We start from the raw sequence: 22,535 nt of genomic DNA, 5'->3' as shown, positions 1-22,535 counted from the left end.
TAATATTTTTATAGTTACATACTTAATCCCTGTTCGTTATCCTGTGATTTATGTTTTCTGCGTTTTCGTTTCTTCTTAAGACCTGCACCCAAGGATTCATTGTTTTGCTTTTCCAGTAAAATACCTAGATAGTCGGTCGGCTCTGGCAGCTTGAGATAGGTGGTTGGTTCCAATGTGGCTTCAACGGTATTTTCTGGTTTGAGAGGTTTTCGGTGGCTAATTGCTGAACGCATATTAAGCCTTTCCTTCAGGTTCCCTTTTGCATTGGTGTTGGCATATTTAAAGGTTTCTGAAATTGGCCTGTCAAATCCAAACTGCTGATCAAACAGTTTTTCTCCCGAGTTCTTGAACGCTACCCGATCAAACTGGCCCAATTTTTTAGAATGTTCTGCATTTCTGCCCCTTGATTTGTTCATCGGGCTCAGCTTGATTTTGTTGGTGATATCCTTTCGGCTTACGATCACCTGAACATGCATCTGTTCGCCAGGCTTTGCCGTTCCCCGTTTTACCAGTCCGCTTTTTACCTCTTTATCCTTGTATGAATAATAGCGGTAGTTTTCAAGTTTGCCGAACCATAAAAGGTCACTGCCAGAATTAATATCTGCACGCTTGAAATTCTTTGCGTACCCATCCATCACCTTGATTGCATAAGCTTTCAGGTTTTCCCTTGCACCATTCTCGCCATAAAGTTCCTTTAGGTGGCTGATCTCCTTTTGGCTTGGACTGATGTTGATCAGGAAGAATTTTGCATCTTCTCTGCATAGTTTTGCCACATTGTTGTCCAGTTTATTCTTGACCTCATAAGCTTGGACGGTATCGGTACTGCCATTGAACCATAACATTGGTTCTTCGGGCTTGTACAGCCTGTTCTCCTTGTCCAGATAATGTACCAGCGCTCCGCTACTGGCTTTGTTATCTCCCTTTTCACTATCGGTTATATTGATGTACATTGCCTAAAGATTTGCTACCTGTTTTCTAACATCTTCGATGAGTTCTTCTTTTTCCCTTGATTTGAACGAGCCCAGTTCTTCGCGGTTTCTGATGTAAGCATTAAGGATTAGGATAAAATTTGCCTTTAGTTTTTCCTTTCCATCTATCACCTTGGCTAACAGTTTTTCTGTTTCCAAAAGTTTGGAATTTTGTTCCTGCTGGTTTTTAAGGATGGTTTTGTTTGCACCAACGACCTGCTCGTTGAAGTATTTGACGATATCCTTTTGATTGGAGATCATCTTGTCCATTGCCTCTTTCATCGGGATGAGCAATAGCTGTTCTTGGGTCTTGATGAAACTGGTGTAGGTTTTATGGCTTTTGGCAAATGAATTCTTTAACAGGTCATCACTTACATCTGTGGGATCTTTTTTTGTCCTGTAAAAGTATTCTACCATTTTGATGAATAAAGCCCGCTTGCTTAGCCCTAGCTCAAGAGCTATCTTATCCAGTTTGGCATCCAGCATAGCAGGGTATTTGATGGTGTTAACGTTTTCCTTTTCCATATTGGTTATCCGATATTTATTAGCAGTTGGAATTTTTTAGGGAATTCACTTTTGCCACTTAACTGAACATTTTGATTAGTAAAGCATTCCCGGAGAATGCTTCCACACCCCGTAGCAGTAGCGTAGGGGCATAAAGTAAGGCTCTGCCTAACTTCCGCTTGCTCCTTTTCTTTGAAGGGAAAAGGACATTGCGAGGAGCCCGAAGCAATGCGGATAAAAAATGGGGTTGTGGTGGACGTTGCTGTACTTTTCATAGTGGGATTTAAATACAGCAAATTTCAATGGTTAGCTTTATAGCCATTGGGTTAGTATAGTATATACCAGAATATTTTTTATTAATAAGGAATTCACCGGCAAATTTGAGAAAGGCATTCAACTCCGATTAGGATATTATTGTAAGTATCTTTGTCGCCTACCAAATATAACCCAAGCTATGATAAGAATTAGAGGAGACCAGCAGTCTGAGATACAATATGTACTTATTACCGACCACGAGCCATTGCTGAGACCTTTTTTACCTCCTACAGAGGTTAAGTCTGAGGCTTTTAACTTCATGAGCAAATTGCCGAAGGACATTGTTCAAATCCCTGGTGGACTGGATTATTTTGAGCTCATCAAGAGAACAGGGCTAAATAACCCAATTCGTTTTCACGTTGTCTATAGCAACAATGTAGAAACGTACCTAGATGTTGCAAGAAAAGATATGTTAAAACTTTTCTTTGTAGATTGTAAAATACCAGCAATTAAGCAAGTACTTGATGCTCTCGAACAAGCTGATTCCGATCTGCACTATTACAATTTGTTTGGGGTCGAGAACGAGATAGATTTCAATGTTGGTAACAAGGTTAAAATTCCAGGCCAGTTTATGGAGTCGGTCATCTTGAATAACGAAAGGATACTTGAGTTGATGAACTTTCCGAAAAAACCCATAGCACCAAATATTAGCGTATATGAAAAGGGGTTCTATGACTATCCCTACTTTATACCAGCACAGACGAACTATCATATTGTCAATTCTATGCTGGGCAACTTTACGTGCGGGAAAGGAAAAGAATCTACAATGGAGGAATTGATAGAATTACATTCCAACGAATCGAAAAAAGCATTCAAGGAGCCCAACTCATTTACGCGAATGGATATGATCAGCAGAGAGATAAAAAAGATAGATTATTTCTCGTTTCTCTTATCAAAGGAAAAGTTGATAACTCCTGTACATGAGATAAACCCAATATTTTCGCCACTAATAATCGTTGCTCCATTTCACAATCCAGATATCAGACACATCAAAAGTGCCAACCAAAATGGAGAGGACGAAATTTTTAAAACCTTTCTCAGGTCATTGGACATTGAGCAGACACAAAACTACATTGGCAATTCTTTAACTCACGGCGAGGACGCAGTAAAACTTACTGGCCAACTGGCAAAATCTAAAAACGAATATTTGGACAATGTCTCGCTATTACATGCCTCATTTGATTTCTCTCCAATATTGCGACTCCCAAGCCAAGGAAAATCAATTTATAGAAATTTATCATTTTTTAGAACTGAAGCACTGGGGGCAATAAGCCAGCCTAAGAACCGCAAGAACATCAAGAAAACCATCAGTCGGTTTGGTCACGATTTGGCAAAAAGAACAATATCCGAAAAGGTAAAACAGAGCCTTATTACAAAGAACCGTCAAATTGTTGCACTTACTGACTTGCCAATTGAGTGGTTGGATATTGATGGCATTCCATTATCTTTTACTCATGATGTTTGCAGAATTCCTGAAACCTCACTACATGGGCTTCTGGCTTCTTTTACGACCAATGAGCAACTCGAATATTCCGTGCCCACTGATATCTTGGAGAAAACCCTTGTTATTTATGGAAGCGACGAACCAGCTTTTAAAGTTTGGCAAAATCCCGTGAATGCATTGTCGCGGACACATGGTTTTACTACACAGGTTTGCCTTAGCGTCGATGACATGGTACAAGCAATAGAAAAATTCAAACCGGACTTGCTTATTTTCGATTGCCACGGAGGATATGATGCTAACACAAACAGCTCGTATTTGCTGCTTGGCGATGAACAGCTGACAGGTGAAAAAATCGTTGAGAGAAATATACATGCGCCCCTTATATTTCTTTCCGCTTGTAATACGGCACCAACTTATGGTACCATCAACACAATCGCGAATGCATTTTTTCAAACTCAGTGCCTATCGGTTACAACCACATATCTTCCGATAAATATCTCCACTGGATCAATCTTATACTTGAGGCTATTGAACAATCTGAAAATGGCATCTACTGAGGCTATCCATCAAAATTGGCTGGAATTTGTTTCCTACGTTATCAGAACTTCCGCAGTCTCTGATGCATATACATTTTTAAGCAAAACCGATAACAAACACATCGATTCGCCAAAGGCGGCACTTTCCCAAGCCAAGTCTTTTAATCAGCTGATGTCTTTTTATAATAGAAGAAGGGTATTCAAAGAGTTAGATCAAACCTTACGCAAACTGTCTGGCACAGAAGAACAAGTGTTATCAAAGATAATTCCAGAATATCTGTTTTACAGTAATTTAGGTAGAAGTGATCTAATCAAGTTTGATGTTTATGTAGATAAATATGACCAGCTTAACGATAATACGAAATTAAAAACCAAAAAATTTACACTATAGATTTTATTCTAGATTTTAGCCATTCTTCATCGATAGAATCGATTTTAAATCATTTGCATTAATTAATATTTTTCATTAAATTGCTTTAATTCAATTAGTTATAAAACTATATTTATTTTTAGCCAGGTTAATCTTTTTGGGATATACCAAGGTAAACCATTAAATTTTAGGTGAAATTTCAATAATTGTTCCCAAAAGGAGCAGTATGGACCCATTAATTGAAGAAACAAGAAGTTTGACCCCTTTTAAGGTAATCGAAGATTTTCGCACAAGGGGAATCGAAGTTACCTATGAAGAAGCCGAGAAGTATATTGACCTCATTTACTTCTTAGCTAGAGTGGTCGTTGATCAGAATTTTATAAAATGAAAATAGCAGATTTATACATAAGAGTAAGTACAGACGAACAGGCAGACAAGGGATATTCACAGCGTAGCCAAGAAGAAGTTCTAAAAAAGTATTGCGAACAGAATAGAATTACTTTCCGTAATGTCATATTTGAAGATCATTCCGCCAAGACGTTTGTCAGACCAGAATGGCAAAAACTTTTGTTAAGCCTCAAACAGCACAAACGTCAAACAAGCCTAATCCTTTTTACTAAATGGGATAGGTTTAGCAGGAATGCCCCTGATGCCTACCAGATGATTAACCTGTTAAAGACACTGGGTGTAGAACCGCAGGCAATCGAACAGCCATTGGATATGTCAGTGCCAGAAAATAAAATGATGCTTGCCATCTATCTGACCGCACCAGAGATCGAAAACGACCGTAGGGCCTTGAACACATTTTACGGGATGCGTAGGGCGAGAAAAGAAGGGCGTTGGACTGGTGGCGCTCCAATTGGATATATTAATCTGAGTAGTCCAGATGGTAAAAAATACATTGCCCCAAATGGCTTACAGGCAAAATTGATGAAATGGGCATTCAATGAGATTGCGTTGAATAAATATTCAAGCGAGCAGATATTCAATCAAGCGAAGAAACTGGGGTTAGCTTGTAATAAAAATCGCTTCCTACAGGCAATAAGAAATCCGATGTACTGCGGTAAGATTATCATTGTGGCATACAAGGATGAAAAACAGCATTTGGTTAAAGGACAGCATGTGCCTTTGATTTCGGAAGCACTGTTTCATGAGGTACAGGATATTTTAGATGGCCGCAAAAGAAAAATCAAGACCACCATTGCTTCTCATGACAAGATGCCATTGAGGGGGTTTCTAAATTGCTCAAGATGTTCCCGCACGCTAACTTCGAGTGCATCAAAAGGACGCAACACCTATTATTACTATTATCATTGTTCCTCTCAATGCGGTTATCGTACGAAAGTGGAAGTGGTAAATGAAGCATTCTTCGACGAATTAGAAAAATGTGCACTGAATGAAGTATCAGCAGAACATTTCAAAATCGCTATAATGGAGAGTTTTGAAGCAGTTACCAAAAACGACCGGGAGAACAAGCAAAAATGTATTCAGGAGATTAGTGAGCTAAATAATCGCATTACTACATGTAGGGAACTATTATTGGCAGGTGATCTGGAGAGCGATGACTATAAGATAATAAAGACTGAAGCGGAAAAAAAGATTGCAGTACTTGAAGCAAAGCTATCGGAAATCCCAATTAACCTCATGGAATTGGCTGATGTGGAAATGGTTTTGGACAAGGCAATTATCAAATTTACGGATATTATTTCAATCTACAGTAATTCAGGCGTTTACGTTCAAAGAAGGATAATTGGTTCGATGTTCCCCGAAAAATTCACTTTTGAAAATCTTAAACATCGAACCGCTAACCTAAGCTTTTTATTCAGGCTTATCTATCAGATTAACAGCAAATTAGAAGGCAAAAAAAAGGGGCAAGCGACCGTTAAAACGTGCTTGCCCACTAAGGCTCCCTCTGCTGGGCTCGAACCAGCGACCCTCTGATTAACAGACGGACGCTACCCATTTCTAACTAAATCTTAATCAGTCAATTACAATTTTTAAAAGAAATCCCGTTAAATATTTGTAACGGTTTTTTATTTGCTTATAAAGATAATGAATATTTTAAGTTGTGCATAATAGGATGCTAAACTTATACCATTTTCAGTCCCGATGCTTTTCCGTATCTAATATCGGAGTGGATATGTTATCAATTGCATCGTTAAAATGCTATTTTTGATGGCTTTAAAGCACTTTTTTATCTGTTATCTTGGGTGATTTGGCTGAGTGTTGGCAGAATTTTTAAGTTCTTATTAAGAATAAAGATAATCGAAAACATTGTTTATATATTCCAATAGCATCTTTAATATGCTATTAGGTTGTGTATCATGATTGGATAAATAGAAAAATCCGTGAGATTGATTTTTAAAGAAAATTATATATTTTATCCAATTGTAATATCAATTCCTATCTCAGTTTAACGAATATATTATTGAAACCTGGAATCCTTTTTACTTTTTCACGACCATTATATCCTATTTATCACTGCACAGCTATTTTGAACCTCACAACAAATAAAAATTGAACTCCACAACAAAACTTTTAGATATTAAAAGCCCTAATTTTGTATCATCAACTAAAGAATATTATATACATACACATCAAGAAATGAAAAATCAAACAGTATTGGTAACAGGGGGAACAGGATTTGTAGGCATACACACCATTGTACAGTTGTTACAACAGGGATACCTCGTTAAAACAACATTACGTTCCCTAGCTAAAAAAGACACGATACTTCAGGCATTAAGCGAAGCAGGAATAACCAATTCTGAGAGGGTGTCTTTTCATGAAGCAGAACTTACAAGCGATCAGGGTTGGGATGACGCAGCAAAAAATTGTGATTATGTACTGCACATTGCATCACCCTTTCCGGCAGAAAATCCAAAAGATGAAAATGACCTCATCATACCAGCCCGTGAAGGCGCTTTGCGTGTGCTAAAAGCTGCTAAAAAAGCGGGTGTAAAACGTGTTGTGCTTACTTCATCTTTTGCAGCGGTGGGTTACAGTAAAGATCCAAATGGCTATATTTTTACAGAGGCCGATTGGACAGATGAGAATAAACCTATTGCTGCCTACGTAAAATCAAAAACCATTGCTGAAAAAGCGGCCTGGAATTTTATGGAAACAGAAGGTGGTGACATGGAACTAACGGTAATTAATCCTGTAGGAATTTTCGGCCCTGTAATTGGCGGTATCAGTTCAGCCTCGTTGGATACCGTTATAAAAGGTATTATTGAGGGGTCAATTAAGGAAAGTCCTTCGTTCACGTTCAACGTGGTAGATGTACGTGACGTAGCAGCTATTCACATTAGCGCAATGTTGCATCCGAAGGCTAAAGGCGAACGTTTTTTAGCAACTGCTGAAGGCGCAATGAGCTTTTATGATGTAGCAGAATTCATCAAAAAAGAACGCCCAACTTTGGCCTCAAAAATTGCAGAAATGCATCCAACTGCTCCCGAGTTCTATACTGTCATTTCAAACAGAAAGGCGCTAGATATCCTAGGTTTGACACCTCTTAACCGTGAAGAAGCCCTTTTGGCAAGCATAGATAGCTTGTATTAGGTTATTTTTTTAATTTTGTTTACCGTGATACTCAGCAATTGAAAGATAGCAATATACAATCCTGCCATTTAGGCCCAGAAATATCTCCCGAATCGTTAATTCAGGAACATTACTTTTTATACCTACTTAAGGGATCTATGAAAGCTTATGATGGTCATAAAAATTACGAAATAAACCCTGGAGACTGTTATCTGGCCAGAAAAAACCATTTGGTTAGATATACAAAGTTAAGGGATAATGGATCTTTTGAAAAAATTATCATCACTTTTGATGAGCCATTTTTGCAAGAGTTTTTTCATCGGCACACCTACCCAGTTCAGGCCCCAAAAACACAGGATGCCTTCCTTTCGATTGAACAAAATAAGCTGATTAAGAACTACATCCAATCTTTATCGCCTTATTACTCAGGCGACCAACAATTGGATGAAACATTTGCATCCATCAAAAGGGAAGAACTACTGCTCATCTTACTTAAGTCGGCACCTGATCTGGCGAATATATTCTTCAACTTCGGAATGCCACACAAGGCTGAGCTCGAAACTTACATGAACCGCAATTTCCGGTTTAATATAAGCTTGAAAAGGTTTGCTTACCTCACCGGTAGGAGCCTATCTTCCTTTAAAAGAGATTTCCAAAAAACCTTCGATATACAGCCTGGACAATGGCTAAAGAAGAAACGCCTTGATGAGGCCTATTTCCAGATTTCCCAAAATAACCATAAACCAAGCGATGTTTATATTGAAGTAGGATTTGAAGATTTTTCTCATTTTTCGTTTGCATTTAAAAAAAAATTTGGAAAGTCTCCCAGTGCACTACTTCCAATCACGAAAGCTTAAAGCATATCGTCTGACACAACAAAGTATGAAGAACCCTGCTAGGTGAAAAACCAATCTATTTGACCCCGTATCGCCAAATCCGTAACGGCAAGATAATTAGTGATATAATTTCCGGCGAGAGGAAGTCAATCCATTGTCGTTTTTCATTCTAACTCAAAGATAGGCTTCAACCTAGGCTTGGGTAAAATAATGGAGGTGCCGTTGCATGCATAAAAAGAAACAATAGATGGCTGTCCAGAAATGAAACCCAATACATGCATGGCCTTGATCGTAAAATAAAAATATGTGCAGTAACTTACATGTATTAAGAATCCGAAAATGAACAATATAGATGTGAAAAATTCCACATTCATTAATTTAGGTCATGACGGACTTGCCCCTTAGATAAAAATTCTATTTTTCCAACCAAAATTATTTCCTTCTTAAATGGGGCAGGCTTGAGTTGAGGAACCAAATAATGGATTTGCTCGCTTTAATTGTATCTTTCTCCTACAATAACAACATTTGGATTCCTGAAAAAGCTTGTAAACTTAGTCTTTACAGGGTCTAAATTAAAACCCTTACTATTAGTAATTCATTATAAAACTTTATTAAAAGTGGCTTAATGGACACATTTGTTTATTAACAGATTTAATCCGCTTTTGTTCCAGATAAAACAATCAATATATTTATTAATTTTAATGAATCATTGCTTTCTAAATTTGGAAGTAATCAACCTAACCAAACTAAGATCTTTCTTAATGAAACGCCTGCTTTTTATTCATCTGTTTATTTTTCTCCATGTAATTTGTCTGGCACAGAAGCATAATATAGCTTTGAATGAAGAAAATTTACTTAATAAATTACATTCTGAATTAAATAAGAAGGGAGCATATGATGAGCAGAAAACAACGAGAATTTCTAATCTTGAAAAGTCCCTTGGCACAAATGACAACGTAGATTTTAAGTACAATGTTTACCTTAAATTATATAATGAGTACAAATCATTTAATTTTGATAAGGCGTTTAATTATGCAACCAAATTGCAGGAGGTTGGCCATTTAAATCATGATCAAGCTAAAATCGCCTATGGTAAAATTAAGCTCGGATTTATCTTACTGTCATCTGGCATGTTTAAAGAAACCTTCGATTCTTTAAAAACTGTTCAAGTAAATCTTTTATCAACTGAAGCCAAAAAGGAATATTATTTAATTACAGCGAGAACCTATTACGATCTGGCAGATTTTACAAAAGATAATTATTACAGTCCGATATATAACAAATCGGCAGGTCAATATATCGATTCAGCCTTGTCGCTTTATGCAGTTAACTCTTTTGAATATTTATATTATAATGGTTTAAAATTTTTAAAAGCAGGAGATAAGGAAAAGGCAATTATCAATTTTGAGAAATTACTCAATGTAAAAGATTATAAATTATCCGATCATCAGTTTGCAGTTACGGCTTCTACACTGAGTGATATTTTTATTCAGAACCAACAAAGAGATAAAGCCATTAATTTGCTCATGTTGGCCGCAATTGCCGATGTAAAATCATCTACAAAGGAAGCTGCCGCACTAGGTAACCTGGCACAGTTACTTCACCAGCGGGGCGATGTTGATGATGCCTACATTTTTATAAAGGCAGCGATGGATGATGCAACCTATTATGGTGCCCGCCAGCGTAAAATTCAAATGGGTGCAATTTTGCCTTTAATTGCCAGCAAAAGGATTAACAATGTTGAGGAACAAAGACGTGCATTATTTTTTTATGCATCATTACTTACTGCCTTGGCAATTATTTTGGTTGTATTTGCAGTGATCATTTATAAACAGCTTCGAAAAATTAAGATTGCAGATAAAATTATTCTTGAAGCCAATCACAACCTTCAGGAAACCATTCACAAATTGGATGAGGCTAACAAAATTAAAGAAGAATATATTGGTTATTATTTTAACCTAATTTCTGAATACATTGAGAAACTCGAAAAGTTCAAACGATCAGTTGACAATAAACTAATTACAAAAAGGTATGATGACATTCGCTTTTTGGTAGATAATATTAATTTGAAAAAGGAAAGAGAAGAACTATTTGTCAATTTTGACCGGGCTTTTCTTAAGATTTTTCCAAATTTTGTGCCCTCATTTAATACCATGTTCATTCCCGAAAATCAGGTAAGTTTATTACCTAATCAATTACTAAATACTGATCTCAGGATTTTTTCGCTTATTAGGTTAGGTATTACTGATACTGAAAAGATTGCACATATTTTAGGGTATTCCGTTAATACCATTTACAACTATAAAGCTCGGTTGAAATGTAAATCTTTAATTCCGAATGATGATTTTGAAGATGCAATAATGACGATCAAGGCAGTTTAAACTTCAAAAATCCATTATATTACGTTTATATTTTTGAGTGAAGACTTAAAATTAATTATCTGTTTATCAGTTAATTACGAAAATACAATTCAAAATTCATTTATATTCGTTCGTTGAAATTTGTTCTCTTTTTATTTATAGTTTCTCTTTGAGTACCAAATATAAACTTAACAAAGAGTACAATGGACAAAAAACTATTACTTAAAAAGTTTCTTTTTATTCCTTTGCTTTTGCTCCTAACTTTCTCAGGCAGGGCACAAAGTGTAACCATTAGCGGAAAAATCTCCGATGGATCAGGAACAGCTTTACCAGGTGTTAGTATTTCCGTTAAAGGAACCTCGAGGGGAACTACAAGCGACGGAAATGGTAGTTACACCATATCAGCCACCAATACAGAGGTGTTGATATTTTCAATGATTGGTTTTCAAAAACAGGAAATCAATGTAAATAAACAAACCATCATTAATCTTCAACTAAAAGAAGAACCCAATTCATTAAATGATGTGGTTGTTGTGGGTTATGGAACCCAAAAGAGAAAGGATTTAACGGGTTCGGTATCATCAGTTAAGGGAGATGTTTTTAAAAATCAGCCAATAACAAATGCTACTGAAGCTTTGCAAGGAAGAATTGCAGGTGTAAATATTGTTAAAAGCTCAGGTGCGCCCGATGCACAGCCGACAATTATTATTCGTGGTTTATCATCCCTTAATCAGCCAAATCCATTATATATTGTTGATGGAATTCGTGTAAACGATGTGAATAATGTAAACGTTCAGGATATCGAATCAATGGATGTTTTAAAAGATGCAGCAGCAGCCTCTATTTATGGTGCGGCAGCGGCAGGTGGAGTGGTTTTAATCACCACGAAAAAAGGAACATCATCTGCTCCCCAGGTTAATTACAATATGCGTTATGGCATAACAACCCCTAAGGTAGGCGAATTGCTTGATAAGGATGGTTATATCAAACTGCAGAACATCATCAATCCGGGTAGGTTTACAAATGCGGCAAGGTTAGATACTTTAGCTAATACCGATTGGGTTGATGAAACATTTAGTAATGCAAATGAACAGAATCACAACCTATCATTAAGTGGTTCGTTTCCAATTGGAAATTACCTTATTTCTGGTTTTTATAATAAACAAGAGGGAGTAGCCAGAAAGAATTTTTCAAATATTGGTGGCGCAAGGATTAACACAAATTTTAATCTTGGTAAAATTTTCAAATTTGGCGAACAACTTTCTATTTCTCGTAGGAAAACTTCAAATCCACAAAATGTTGGGGTAGAAGCCCAGCTTCATAATTCGCCTTTTAGAACGCTACCTATAATTCCACTTTATAACAAGAACGGAAGTTATGGTACTCTGCCAACCGGTTATCCGGGACTAGCATTTTCAGGAAGCCATCCAGTGGGTGCAATTGATAATGCAAATGTGGAAGATTTTAGAAATAACTTACAAGCGAATATTTTTGGAGAAGTTCAATTGCCATTTCATTTAAATTTTCGAAGCAACGTTGGGTATTCTTATTATAATCAAACTCAAAACTACTTCCAAAATGCTTTTTCAATTGGAGGTGTAGGTGCCGGAACAAACTCTTTAAATAAACTTTCGGTAGAGAGCCAGTCATTATTGACTAACTTTATCTTAACGTATAACCAGACTTTTGCTAAGCATAATATTAATGCGGTTGCTGGTTACGAGCAGATCACAAGTAAATTTAATAATGTTAATGTTACTGCAAACGATGTATCACCTACAGCAGCTGCAGGTTACTCATTTATCCAAACGGCTAAAACCACCTATTTATTTACCGGTCAGAATGATAATAACGGTTTAATTAAATCACTATTTGCCAGGTTAAATTATAATTATGCAGGTAAATATTATTTGTCAGCTTCAATCAGACGTGATGCAAACTTTACCGTTTTTGGTCCAAACAAGCAAAAAGGAACTTTTCCTGCAGCTTCTGCAGCCTGGAATATCTCAGAGGAGCCTTTCTTTAAAGAGGTACTTCCAACCTTCGATATTTTAAAAATAAGAGCAAGTTATGGCGAACTAGGAAATAGTAATATCGCTCCATATTCTTATTTATCAGTTTACCAGCCTTTTGCAAGTTTAGGAAATGGAAGTGCAGGTGGTGTTAACTTTTCCCCGGGTGCGACTATAATCCCTGGCACAACATACAGTGCAATTCCAAACCCTGATTTACACTGGGAAACTATAAAAGAGTTTAATCTTGGTGTAGATGGAGAATTGCTTAAAAACAAGGTTTATTTTACAGTAGAATACTATAACAAGAAAACCGAAGATATGCTTTATGCATTACCGATGGCTCCTAGTGCAGGTATTTCAGGCGCATATATTACCAATATTGGTTCGGTAAGTAATAAAGGAGTAGAGCTTTTATTAGGCTATAGAAGTAACATCGGTAAACTCGGTTTTGATGTAAGTTTTACTGGTGGCTATAACAAAAATGAAGTGACGAAATTAACTTCGCAAACCACATCTGAATTAAGCGATGGTTATAACTATTACAATAATGGTGATGTATCCTTTCAGATTATGCCAAATCAAACCATTACTACAACAAAACAAGGCTTGCCTTTCGGATCATTTTATGGCTATAAATCTTTAGGCGTTTTTCAAACAGATGCCGAAGCTGCCAAGCAAACAGTTAATGGAATTGCAGCACATGCCGGAGATTTGCATTTTGAAGACCTGGATGGTAACGGTGTAATTAATGATCAGGATCGACAAGTTATTGGTAATCCAAATCCAAAATTTGTATACGGTTTAAACCTTCGTTTTAATTACAGAGGTTTTGATGCAGCCCTTTTATTTAATGGTGTTGCAGGTGTAGATCTTTTTAATGGGGTTAAGGCCTACGAAATGCGTCCTTTCGCCGATGGAAATACTTCGCCTAAAGTTTGGGGTGCTTCTTTCCTTGCTGGAAACGGACTTACTGATCAACCGCGTTTAGGTGTAGTAAATACAAATGGAAGCTTCAACCTTGATCCTAATGGAAACTACTCTTCTGTAAACAGCTATTTCGTTGAGAAAGGCGATTACCTGAAACTTAAAAATCTTCAGATCGGTTACACCTTTACCGGTGGCTTTATGCAGAAAATTAAAGTTAGAAGCCTAAGGTTATTTGTAATGGGAAATAACCTTTTCACCATAACCAAATACAGCGGACTTGATCCTGAACTTGGAGCTTCTTTTTCACCATCTGGATATTCGGGTGTAACCGCAAGAGGAATAGATGTGGTAAGCCAATATCCGCAAACACGAATTTATTCTTTCGGTCTGGATGTTAATTTCTAAAAGCTATAAAAACAATAAGATGTATAAAAAAATATATATTACAATACTGGCTCTTGGATTATTAGCCGGTTGTAAAAAAGATCCCGCTCTGGTTGTTCCAACCGATAGAGTGTCTACTTCATCCTTTCCTAATACACTTGATGAACTCAATACAATACTTGCTCCGGCTTACGGAAATTTAAAAAGTATTGGTTTATGGGGATTTGAATTGATGCCTAAAGCACTTGAAAATTCTACCCATACAGGTGATGCAAATTATAATGGCGATGCGGCATGGAATGAAATGACTGCCAACAACCTAAGTGTAACAAACGGAAAATCGCAAAATGCCTGGACAGCCCTATATGCGGGCGTAACCACATGTAATGTTACTCTTGCAGCGGCTGATTTTTTTGAAGCAAATAAAGCTTCATCGGCTCAAAAAGCAGATATAGACGCCATTCGTGGCCAAGCCAAATTTATGCGTGCCTTTTACTATTTCCAATTGGAAACACTTTTTGGCGAAGCTTATATAAAAGCTGGCGGTGTTAACGAAGGTAAAATGGGGATTCCTTTATACAAGGAAGTACCTAAAAATGTCGAAACTACACAACAGGCAAGAGCAACTACAAAAGCGGTTTGGGATTTTATTAAAGCAGATTTGAAAGATGCCGCTGCCTTATTAGATGCAAAAGTTTGGCCAGCTGCAGAAATTGGTAGAGCAACAAAATGGTCGGCTAAGGCCTTATTAGGAAAAGCTTATGTTTTTACAGAAGATTGGGCAAATGCAAAAACGACTTTGCTTGATGTAATTAATAATAGCGGAAAAACTTTAATGCCTTTCGCAAAATATAAAGACGCTTTTAACGGAAATACAGCTAACGAATTTAATGAAGAATCTTTATTCGAGCTTAACGTTGATGCAGATAACAAGGGTAATTATGGTCCTTGGGGTGGTGTTCCTAATGCTTCCACCTTAAATGGAGTAATCTGGTCGCCATATATTTTAAGCGAAGCCGGAACTGAAACTGGTGCAAGACCACTTGGCTATGGCGGTAATTTGGGTGTTCATGATAAAAACGTAACCCGTTTCGGTTATCCTTTGGGCTATTATAATTTGGTTACCAATCCTGCTTTTGATAATACAAAACCTGCTAGTTTCAGTAATCCGGCACAGGTAATGGATCCGGTTTACAAAGCCCAGGCTCAATTAGTAAGAACCAATAAAACGGCCGATCCACGTTTGTATGTAAACTTAGTTCAACCTTGGGTTGATGTGTTAAATACAGATTGGAATGGTGCACCAAAACAAAATGTACCTGTTTCTAAACCAGATTACCTTGCCGGACAGCCGAATACATATGGTTGGGGATTTAGAAAATATGCAGCGATTGATTACCACATCAACAATGTGAATTATGATAAATGGAACTGGTACTTTTTACGCATGGCGGATATTTATTTGCTTTATGCTGAAGCTAGTATCGGTTCGGGAGATGCTGTAACTGGTTTGGAATATATTAACAAAGTTCATAGAAGAGCTTATGATTTACCAATTAATACAGTTTCTGCAAGAGATTATACTTCATTAACGGCTGCAACTCCTGCAATTAGCGACCCGGTTTTAGGAACAAATCCATTGCGTTACGAACGTTGGGCAGAATTTTTTCACGAAGGAATCTGGTGGTTCGATGTTTGTCGCTGGAGGCTTGGCCCTCAGGAGGCAACATTCTACGGAACAGCCAGAAATTTAAGTACACCATTAACCTTTAACGAGGCAAAAAGCTATTCATGGCCAATTCCTTTAACAGAGTTTAATGCAAATGCTAAAATAGCAGGACAACAAAATCCTGGTTATTAGAAATCTATACATGCAAGACTTATTTTTTCAAGTCTTGCATGCATTTATCTTTTAGATTATGACACTTATTCGTGCATTAAAGACCGAAGGTATTCTTCTTGTCTTTTGTTTTTTCTTTCTCAGCAGCTGCAATTATTTATGGGCACAAGATTCTCTGAAAAACCTGCCGGAGTATAGCCTGCCGCTTACCGATCAGAAATTAGTAATTGCACATTGCATGACTAATATTATTCGATTTAGGGGACATCCACTTGAAGATAGTTGTAACCCAGATTATTATGCTGGAAAGGGCAACGTTTCGGCTCCGTTAGGTGGCTTAACGCAGGTAAAAGTAATGTCTGATAGTTTACTTGCAAATGCATCATTAGAAGAGGCTGTTGAATTTGAAATGAGAGCTGCTATTCGTTCGGGAATTGATGGATTTCAATTTTATTATACTTTAGGAAATCCTTCATCGGATGAGATTATCAAAGCCTATTTAAAGGTTGCGGACGAAAAAAATATTGATTTTAAATTTACCTTTTGCATTTCTCATCCTGATGGAAGTACTGAAGAACAGAAGATAGCCGAATTCGCCAGAAGAATGAATAGCATATTAGATGCTGCGGGCAGAACCAATAAACATTGGCTTCGTACGCCTGATGGCAGATTAATTATTTATCAATGGGATGGTGAAAATCTGGCCGATATTCCTAATGATAAAAAAGGCTTACCAAATCAATATTACATCGCGAGGGCTTACCAAAGATTATCCAATGCGGTAAATGAAAGATTTGCTTGTGTTTTTACCATCAATAAAGAGATTAGCGAAGAAGATTTAAATGCATTTCTGGATTATTTCCCGGCAACGTGGATCTGGACATTACCTTATGATCACAATTATATTGGAAATCGAATTGCAGCACAATGCAAAGAACGGAAAAGAACCTTCACAGCTTCTGTTTTTAATGATTTTTATACATCTAAGTTGCTTAAAAAAGGAACATGGAACATGTATCACAACGTAAAAGATGCTGTAAACGCTGGAATTGACAATGTAGAACGAAAATATATCACCACTGGGCTTTCCTATAATTTCAGGAAACTTCTGGAGTTTGGAATTGAAAAAGATGCTTCAATAATTAATGTAATTACCTGGAACGATTATCCTGAAGGACATCATCTGGCACCGGAAATTAATCATAATGAAGGATTTTCAATCCTCTTAAATTATTATAAAAGCAAATGGAAAGGGCTCGAATCGCCTTACGCAGGAAAAGATGTTGGTATTGTTTTCTTCAAAAAGTATAGGCATGATATTTTACCCGAACCATTTCATATTCCTGTAGTCGCTTTTCAAAAAGAAACCATTTCTCCTGAAACAGAAGACTCAATAGAAGTTGTCACTATATTAAAATCTTCAGCAAAAATCAGGTTGAATAATCAGTTCATTAATGCATCAGGTGGTCTTTCTGTTTCAAAATTTCCAATGAAAGAAGGAATCGTTAAGTTATCTGTTTTACGAAACAATAAAACCGTTGCAGAACTAATTACACCGGAAGGCATTACAAACACACCTTATCGGGCTGACAGAATAACTTATTCATACAGCACAGAATTTAATAGTTTTTATAATAATCTGTTTGAAGGATTTAAACCAATTTTTTCTACAGAATATAATCCCGCTTTTGGTAGAAAACACTAAAAGCTAAACACAATTTATGATGATAAAAAAGATAGCCACCTTTTTGTTAGGTTTAGCGATTGCAACGAACCTCATGGCACAACAGAAAAATTCTGCTGTTGCTGAACTGGGTAATACAAAATTGGAATTTATACTTGATCAGAATGGTGTTCCGCAATATGCAGCCTGGTATAAAGGTAAACCCATTATAAAAAAATCTGCCATGGGTTTTAAACTTGCTGATCAGGTAAATTTAAATAGCAATTTTGAATTGCTTGGAGCCGATAAAAGTGATAAAGATGAATCCTGGAAACCAGTTTGGGGCGAAGTAAGTTCGATCCGTAATCATTATCAGGAATTAAAAGTTCATTTAAAGGAAAAAGGCAAAAATCCTAAATTACTTGATGTCGTTTTCAGGGTGTTTGAAGATGGATTTGCTTTCCGTTACGAATTTCCTAAGCAGCCAGAACTCAATTATTTTATCATTACGGCAGAATTAACACAGTTTAGCCTGACTGGCGATCATAAATCATTTTGGATTCCTGGCGATTATGACTCAAATGAATATGTTTACACAACTTCTGCATTGAGTCAGGTTGATGCCTGGAAGATTCAAAAAGCTGCTACAGATATCGCCGTAAGAACGGTACCTGATCAATTTGCAGTTCAAACACCTTTAATGCTAAAAACTGCCGACGGTTTATACATTAATATTCATGAAGCTGCTCTAATTAATTATCCAGCTATGCAGTTACATGTAGATCGTTCCAGCTCGAGTCTATCTACAAATTTAGTTCCCGATGCTCTAGGAAATAAAGCCTATCTACACGTTCCTTTTAATACGCCCTGGAGGACAATCATTGTTAGCGATAAGGCTAGTGATATATTGAATTCGAAAATGATCTTGAATTTAAACGAACCATCTGTAATTAAAAATACAGACTGGATTAAACCGATGAAATTTGTAGGCGTTTGGTGGGAAATGCAAACCGGAAAAAGCACCTGGAGTTATGCAGAAAGTATGAATTCTGTTGATATGGATGGTAATTTAATAGCTAGTGGAAAGCATGGAGCCAACACAAAAAATGTAAAAAAATATATTGATTTTGCTTCAAAAAATGGAATAGGAGGAGTTTTGGTGGAAGGTTGGAATACTGGCTGGGAGGATTGGTTTGGCAATTGGAAGGAAGAAGTTTTTGACTTTGTTACACCATATCCTGATTTTGACTTGAAAGAGATTACAGCATATGCCGAATCAAAAGGAGTGAAAATGATTATGCATAATGAAACATCGGGCTCAGCAACCAGTTATGAACGCCAATTAGATACCGCTTTTAGGTTTATGAATAAATTTAATTACCCTGCGGTAAAAACAGGTTATGTAGGTAAGATTATCCCAAGGGGAGAACATCATGATGGGCAATGGATGGTTAATCATTTTAATCGCGTTAATCAAAAGGCCGCCGATCACAAAGTGATGATCGATGTGCACGAGGCAATGCGGCCAACTGGCCTGCACCGAACCTATCCAAATTTTATAGCAAGCGAAGCAGGAAGAGGAAATGAATACAATGCTTTTAGTGATGGAAATGCCCCCGAGCATGAAACCATTTTACCTTTTACAAGGCTTATGGGTGGGCCAATGGATTACACGCCTGGTATTTTCAAATTGAAAGGATATGCTTCTTATGCGCCTAGCAGACAGGTTCATACAACACTTGCCAAACAACTGGCACTTTACGTAACGCTTTATAGCCCTTTACAAATGGCGGCCGATTACCCTGAAAACTATGAAGCACATATGGATGCTTTTCAGTTTATTAAAGATGTGCCAACCGATTGGGATGATACTAAAATAATTGAAGCTGAGCCAGGTGATTACGTTACAATTGCCAGAAAAGGGAAAGGAACTAATAATTGGTTTATTGGCTCAATTACTGATGAAAATGGTAGAACTGCTGTTATTCCGCTTACTTTTTTAGAGAAAGGAGCAAAGTATATAGCTACAATTTATAAAGATGCAGATCAGGCTGATTGGAAGAATAATCCCGAAGCTTATAAAATCGAAACCTTAAAGGTCAATGCAGGTACAATTTTGAAACTAAAGCTTGCCAATGGAGGTGGGCTTGCCATAAGTATTAAAAAAAGTTGATTAATAATTATGCTCTTAAAATCGAGTGGGAAGACTGGAATTATTTCTCAGCCTGTCCTCTCACATCACTGTACGTACCATTCGTTATACGGCGATTCCTCCAGTTTAGTTTCGTACTTTGGAGTAACTTCTTACCAATGAAGGGTATTCAGCACGCTCCAGCCGTTTGGTGATTATTGAGCTAGAAAGGATTTAGCTATTCGAAGTTAGCCACAGGTTTTTCCTTGTATTTGCGAATTGAAATGCTAATTACATTTTGATTACTGTTTAAATAGGAGGCGAATTAGAATTTTTTTTTTGCTCTTCAAAGCATTTTAGTTGTTTATTCTGAGGAGAGAACCGAAACTCAATTTCAGATGGAGGATCAAAAGAGCAAAAAAAAATTATCTATTCGTATCGGATATGCCGAAGACGAGTTGTGATTCCACGAGAGTATAATTGAGATGTTAATCAGAGAAGGATTTGAGGTGTCAATCATTGCGAGTGATGGGAAAGAGCTTATTGAACTCTCCGATTCTGCCACTATTGATGCTAAACAGCCGTAAATGTTTTTTTCGTTCATCATGATCTACAAGTATAGGATATTTCTTAAAAAAATAATAGTTATCATTAAATGCATACTGGGTTTCCCAGTAGTCATCTTCTATAGAGATAATTGTGAATGTACCGAGATACGCAGACTCGATTACCTCGCCCTTGTAAAATACCTTTGCCGGTCAGCCATGTATTCGGTAGGAAGCTTATAATTTTTGTCGGAATTCAAAGTATTAGCTTCTGCTACTGTAACCAGACTTTGTTTATAGTATATGTGGCTTTTATCAGCTGTATAATATCCTTTGATAAACTTAAGGAACCTGCATCGGCTGCTTTTAATAATGTGTTTCCATAAATACATTGCTGCCCGCTTTAAAATAATTATTCCCTAAGTAAACGATCGCTTCTGGATTGACGATAGAAATGATAGACGTCTTGTAAAATAAATGCTTTGCATTCTTACCAAATTACTCCCCGGTCATTAACCGTGTTCCGCGCCTGAAAAGTCGCTACATCAGCCTGTTCAACCGGAAAATATCCCAACCCACCTTTTAGATAATATATCTTTCCATTACTGCTGCAGTAACGGCTACCTGGAAATCTTGTGACTGACCAATGTCGTTAAGACCATGTTGCGGATTCATTAACAGCCTTAACCAGGATCGCTGAGACTGGGATAAAAACCACCAGCAATATGTACTACGCTAATTTAATTGCCTTCATATCATTGCAAACTTAAAAGCACATATTTAAATGAACTTACAGCTAACCGCCGAGCCATATACCATAAAGCATCAATGCAGAACCGAAAAACCAGATTAGCGTAGTAACACGCTTTAGCATAATTTGATTATCAACAAAAAACTTTATCGGATGTCTGCCCAAGTTTGCTGCATTTTTCTTTTGATGAAATGTGACAACCAGATCTACTATGTAAGAAAAAAACTGGTTTACAAAGTTGATCAATGATATAACAATCAACGACATCATAGCTGATATTAAGGTCTCGCTGGTAACAAAATTCATCTGAATGTGCAATAATTTCAGTGCGAAACCGAACCCGAAAAACAATACGATAACAATTGGTATCATGGCCGGAAATAATTTTAGGAGGTATTGCCGTTCAAATTTTTTAGAAAAGGAGAATAACAGATAAAAATTCAGGCTTATTAACATGATAAATAGTAAATATCGCATTCTGTGTTGCCAATTTAGTTTGTAATTGTTGCTTCTTTCACAGTCCGTTCGAACTTCATATTCAATTCTGCTGTTTAAAGACTACCACTTTTTGTACCTTACCATCCCAGTAAACTGATTTAATCTGTGATGGATATTCCGCATCGTTTAACTTTTTAAGCATTATTCATGATCTAGAGTTGCCTATGTGCTTTCCAGTGGAATTCGCGCGTTCGAACTTAACTCACCCTGTTGATCCGGCTCATTTGCCAAGGGCGTAAATACCTACTTTCCGAATTTTGTGCGGATGGTTATTTTATTCGCCAGCAGATAGCCGTCTGCCAATTTTAGTGTTGCTTGGCTGCTCTTACAATTGACTTATACTAATCCAATCGTAGGCTTTTTGAGCCCTTGCAGAATTTTTGTAGACAAGAGTAACGGGCAGGATTAGAATTATCAAAGTGTTTTTCATGCGCGATCAATATTATAACCGATTGTAATAGCAACAACTGGATTCCCCAAATGTTGTGAAAATACATTAATTAATGGATTACAGGTATTTTACAAGATCATTACTCTTGCAAGCAAGCTACTTCGTATTTCAGCACACCCCTTGATTAAGGCAGTTGCTTGGTTTATTCTTACAATGGTGGTATTGATGCTCGGATGGGGCTTGTTATTTTGAAATACGATTTAAGTTGCATTGCCCCTTGTGTTATTTGTAATTATCTCTACTCCATTATTCTGCTAGTATTGGTACTTGTAGCGTTAAAGAAAGAATTGAGTTAAGACTATTGCTATACCAGCAGTTGCATAAAGGTGCCATTGAGGTGGCCTGTTGAATATTGATTACAATACCGATTATTCGCTATTTATTAAGTTCCTGCAGAAAATCACAACTTTCCAGCAAACGACCCAATTTGGCCGCCAGGGCGTTGTCCACACCATTG

Annotated in this window: 13 protein-coding genes; 9 read left to right on the top strand and 4 right to left on the bottom strand. The window is 37.0% G+C overall.

The features are described from left to right. Positions 1-14 precede the first annotated feature (14 nt). Positions 15-950 (bottom strand): DUF5712 family protein, encoded by a 936-nt coding sequence (locus tag H7U22_RS20510; protein WP_187073215.1) that lies wholly within the window; start codon positions 948-950, stop codon positions 15-17. Positions 951-953: 3 nt separating this feature from the next. Next, positions 954-1,493: a BfmA/BtgA family mobilization protein gene (locus tag H7U22_RS20505; RefSeq protein ID WP_187073214.1), complete on the bottom strand. Its 540-nt coding sequence runs from the start codon at positions 1,491-1,493 to the stop codon at positions 954-956. Positions 1,494-1,926: 433 nt separating this feature from the next. Here H7U22_RS20505 and H7U22_RS20495 point away from each other — a divergent pair, with 433 nt between their 5' ends. The 9 genes from H7U22_RS20495 to H7U22_RS20455 all read left to right on the top strand — a co-directional run bounded on the left by H7U22_RS20495 (position 1,927) and on the right by H7U22_RS20455 (position 19,875). Beyond that, positions 1,927-4,158, top strand: coding sequence for a CHAT domain-containing protein (locus H7U22_RS20495; protein WP_187073212.1), 2,232 nt, complete (start codon positions 1,927-1,929; stop codon positions 4,156-4,158). A gap of 363 nt (positions 4,159-4,521) precedes the next feature. Then, entirely contained in the window at positions 4,522-6,078 is a 1,557-nt protein-coding gene (locus H7U22_RS20490) for a recombinase family protein (protein WP_187073211.1), read from the top strand. Between the two features lie 663 nt (positions 6,079-6,741). After that, complete coding sequence (locus H7U22_RS20485; RefSeq protein WP_187073210.1) at positions 6,742-7,698, top strand: SDR family oxidoreductase; 957 nt, start codon at positions 6,742-6,744, stop codon at positions 7,696-7,698. A gap of 38 nt (positions 7,699-7,736) precedes the next feature. Next, a complete protein-coding gene (locus H7U22_RS20480) occupies positions 7,737-8,534 on the top strand; it encodes a helix-turn-helix domain-containing protein (protein ID WP_187073209.1) in 798 nt (265 codons plus the stop codon). Between the two features lie 815 nt (positions 8,535-9,349). Beyond that, the gene (locus tag H7U22_RS20475) at positions 9,350-10,894 is read left to right on the top strand and encodes a DUF6377 domain-containing protein (protein ID WP_248284818.1); all 1,545 of its coding nucleotides are present in this window, start codon (positions 9,350-9,352) and stop codon (positions 10,892-10,894) included. 182 nt (positions 10,895-11,076) lie between these two features. Beyond that, entirely contained in the window at positions 11,077-14,220 is a 3,144-nt protein-coding gene (locus tag H7U22_RS20470) for a SusC/RagA family TonB-linked outer membrane protein (protein ID WP_187073208.1), read from the top strand. A 19-nt stretch (positions 14,221-14,239) separates the two neighbouring features. Continuing rightward, positions 14,240-16,060, top strand: a complete 1,821-nt coding sequence (locus H7U22_RS20465) for a RagB/SusD family nutrient uptake outer membrane protein (RefSeq protein ID WP_187073207.1) — start codon at positions 14,240-14,242, stop codon at positions 16,058-16,060. Positions 16,061-16,277: 217 nt separating this feature from the next. After that, positions 16,278-17,744, top strand: a complete 1,467-nt coding sequence (locus tag H7U22_RS20460) for an endo-1,3-alpha-glucanase family glycosylhydrolase (RefSeq protein WP_187073206.1) — start codon at positions 16,278-16,280, stop codon at positions 17,742-17,744. A 16-nt stretch (positions 17,745-17,760) separates the two neighbouring features. Continuing rightward, the gene (locus H7U22_RS20455) at positions 17,761-19,875 is read left to right on the top strand and encodes a glycoside hydrolase family 97 protein (protein ID WP_187073205.1); all 2,115 of its coding nucleotides are present in this window, start codon (positions 17,761-17,763) and stop codon (positions 19,873-19,875) included. Positions 19,876-20,560: 685 nt separating this feature from the next. On the opposite strand, the gene H7U22_RS23510 is transcribed toward H7U22_RS20455, so the two are convergent. Continuing rightward, on the bottom strand, positions 20,561-20,770 hold the full coding sequence (locus H7U22_RS23510; RefSeq protein ID WP_379017103.1) for a hypothetical protein: 210 nt from the start codon (positions 20,768-20,770) through the stop codon (positions 20,561-20,563). 404 nt (positions 20,771-21,174) lie between these two features. Next, positions 21,175-21,501: a hypothetical protein gene (locus H7U22_RS20450; RefSeq protein ID WP_187073204.1), complete on the bottom strand. Its 327-nt coding sequence runs from the start codon at positions 21,499-21,501 to the stop codon at positions 21,175-21,177. Between the last annotated feature and the right edge of the window lie 1,034 nt (positions 21,502-22,535).

This window comes from Pedobacter fastidiosus (assembly GCF_014306625.1).
Taxonomy (GTDB): Bacteria; Bacteroidota; Bacteroidia; order Sphingobacteriales; family Sphingobacteriaceae; genus Pedobacter; species Pedobacter fastidiosus.
The sequence above is the reverse complement of the archived record's forward strand: the minus strand, read 5'-3'. Positions and strand labels throughout refer to the sequence as shown.

Coding starts and splice junctions, on each gene's coding strand:
- H7U22_RS20510 (WP_187073215.1), bottom strand. CDS start 950: ATGTACATCAATATAACCGATAGTGAAAAGGGAGATAACAAAGCCAGT.
- H7U22_RS20505 (WP_187073214.1), bottom strand. CDS start 1,493: ATGGAAAAGGAAAACGTTAACACCATCAAATACCCTGCTATGCTGGAT.
- H7U22_RS20495 (WP_187073212.1), top strand. CDS start 1,927: ATGATAAGAATTAGAGGAGACCAGCAGTCTGAGATACAATATGTACTT.
- H7U22_RS20490 (WP_187073211.1), top strand. CDS start 4,522: ATGAAAATAGCAGATTTATACATAAGAGTAAGTACAGACGAACAGGCA.
- H7U22_RS20485 (WP_187073210.1), top strand. CDS start 6,742: ATGAAAAATCAAACAGTATTGGTAACAGGGGGAACAGGATTTGTAGGC.
- H7U22_RS20470 (WP_187073208.1), top strand. CDS start 11,077: ATGGACAAAAAACTATTACTTAAAAAGTTTCTTTTTATTCCTTTGCTT.
- H7U22_RS20465 (WP_187073207.1), top strand. CDS start 14,240: ATGTATAAAAAAATATATATTACAATACTGGCTCTTGGATTATTAGCC.
- H7U22_RS20460 (WP_187073206.1), top strand. CDS start 16,278: ATGACTAATATTATTCGATTTAGGGGACATCCACTTGAAGATAGTTGT.
- H7U22_RS20455 (WP_187073205.1), top strand. CDS start 17,761: ATGATGATAAAAAAGATAGCCACCTTTTTGTTAGGTTTAGCGATTGCA.
- H7U22_RS23510 (WP_379017103.1), bottom strand. CDS start 20,770: ATGTATTTATGGAAACACATTATTAAAAGCAGCCGATGCAGGTTCCTT.
- H7U22_RS20450 (WP_187073204.1), bottom strand. CDS start 21,501: ATGATACCAATTGTTATCGTATTGTTTTTCGGGTTCGGTTTCGCACTG.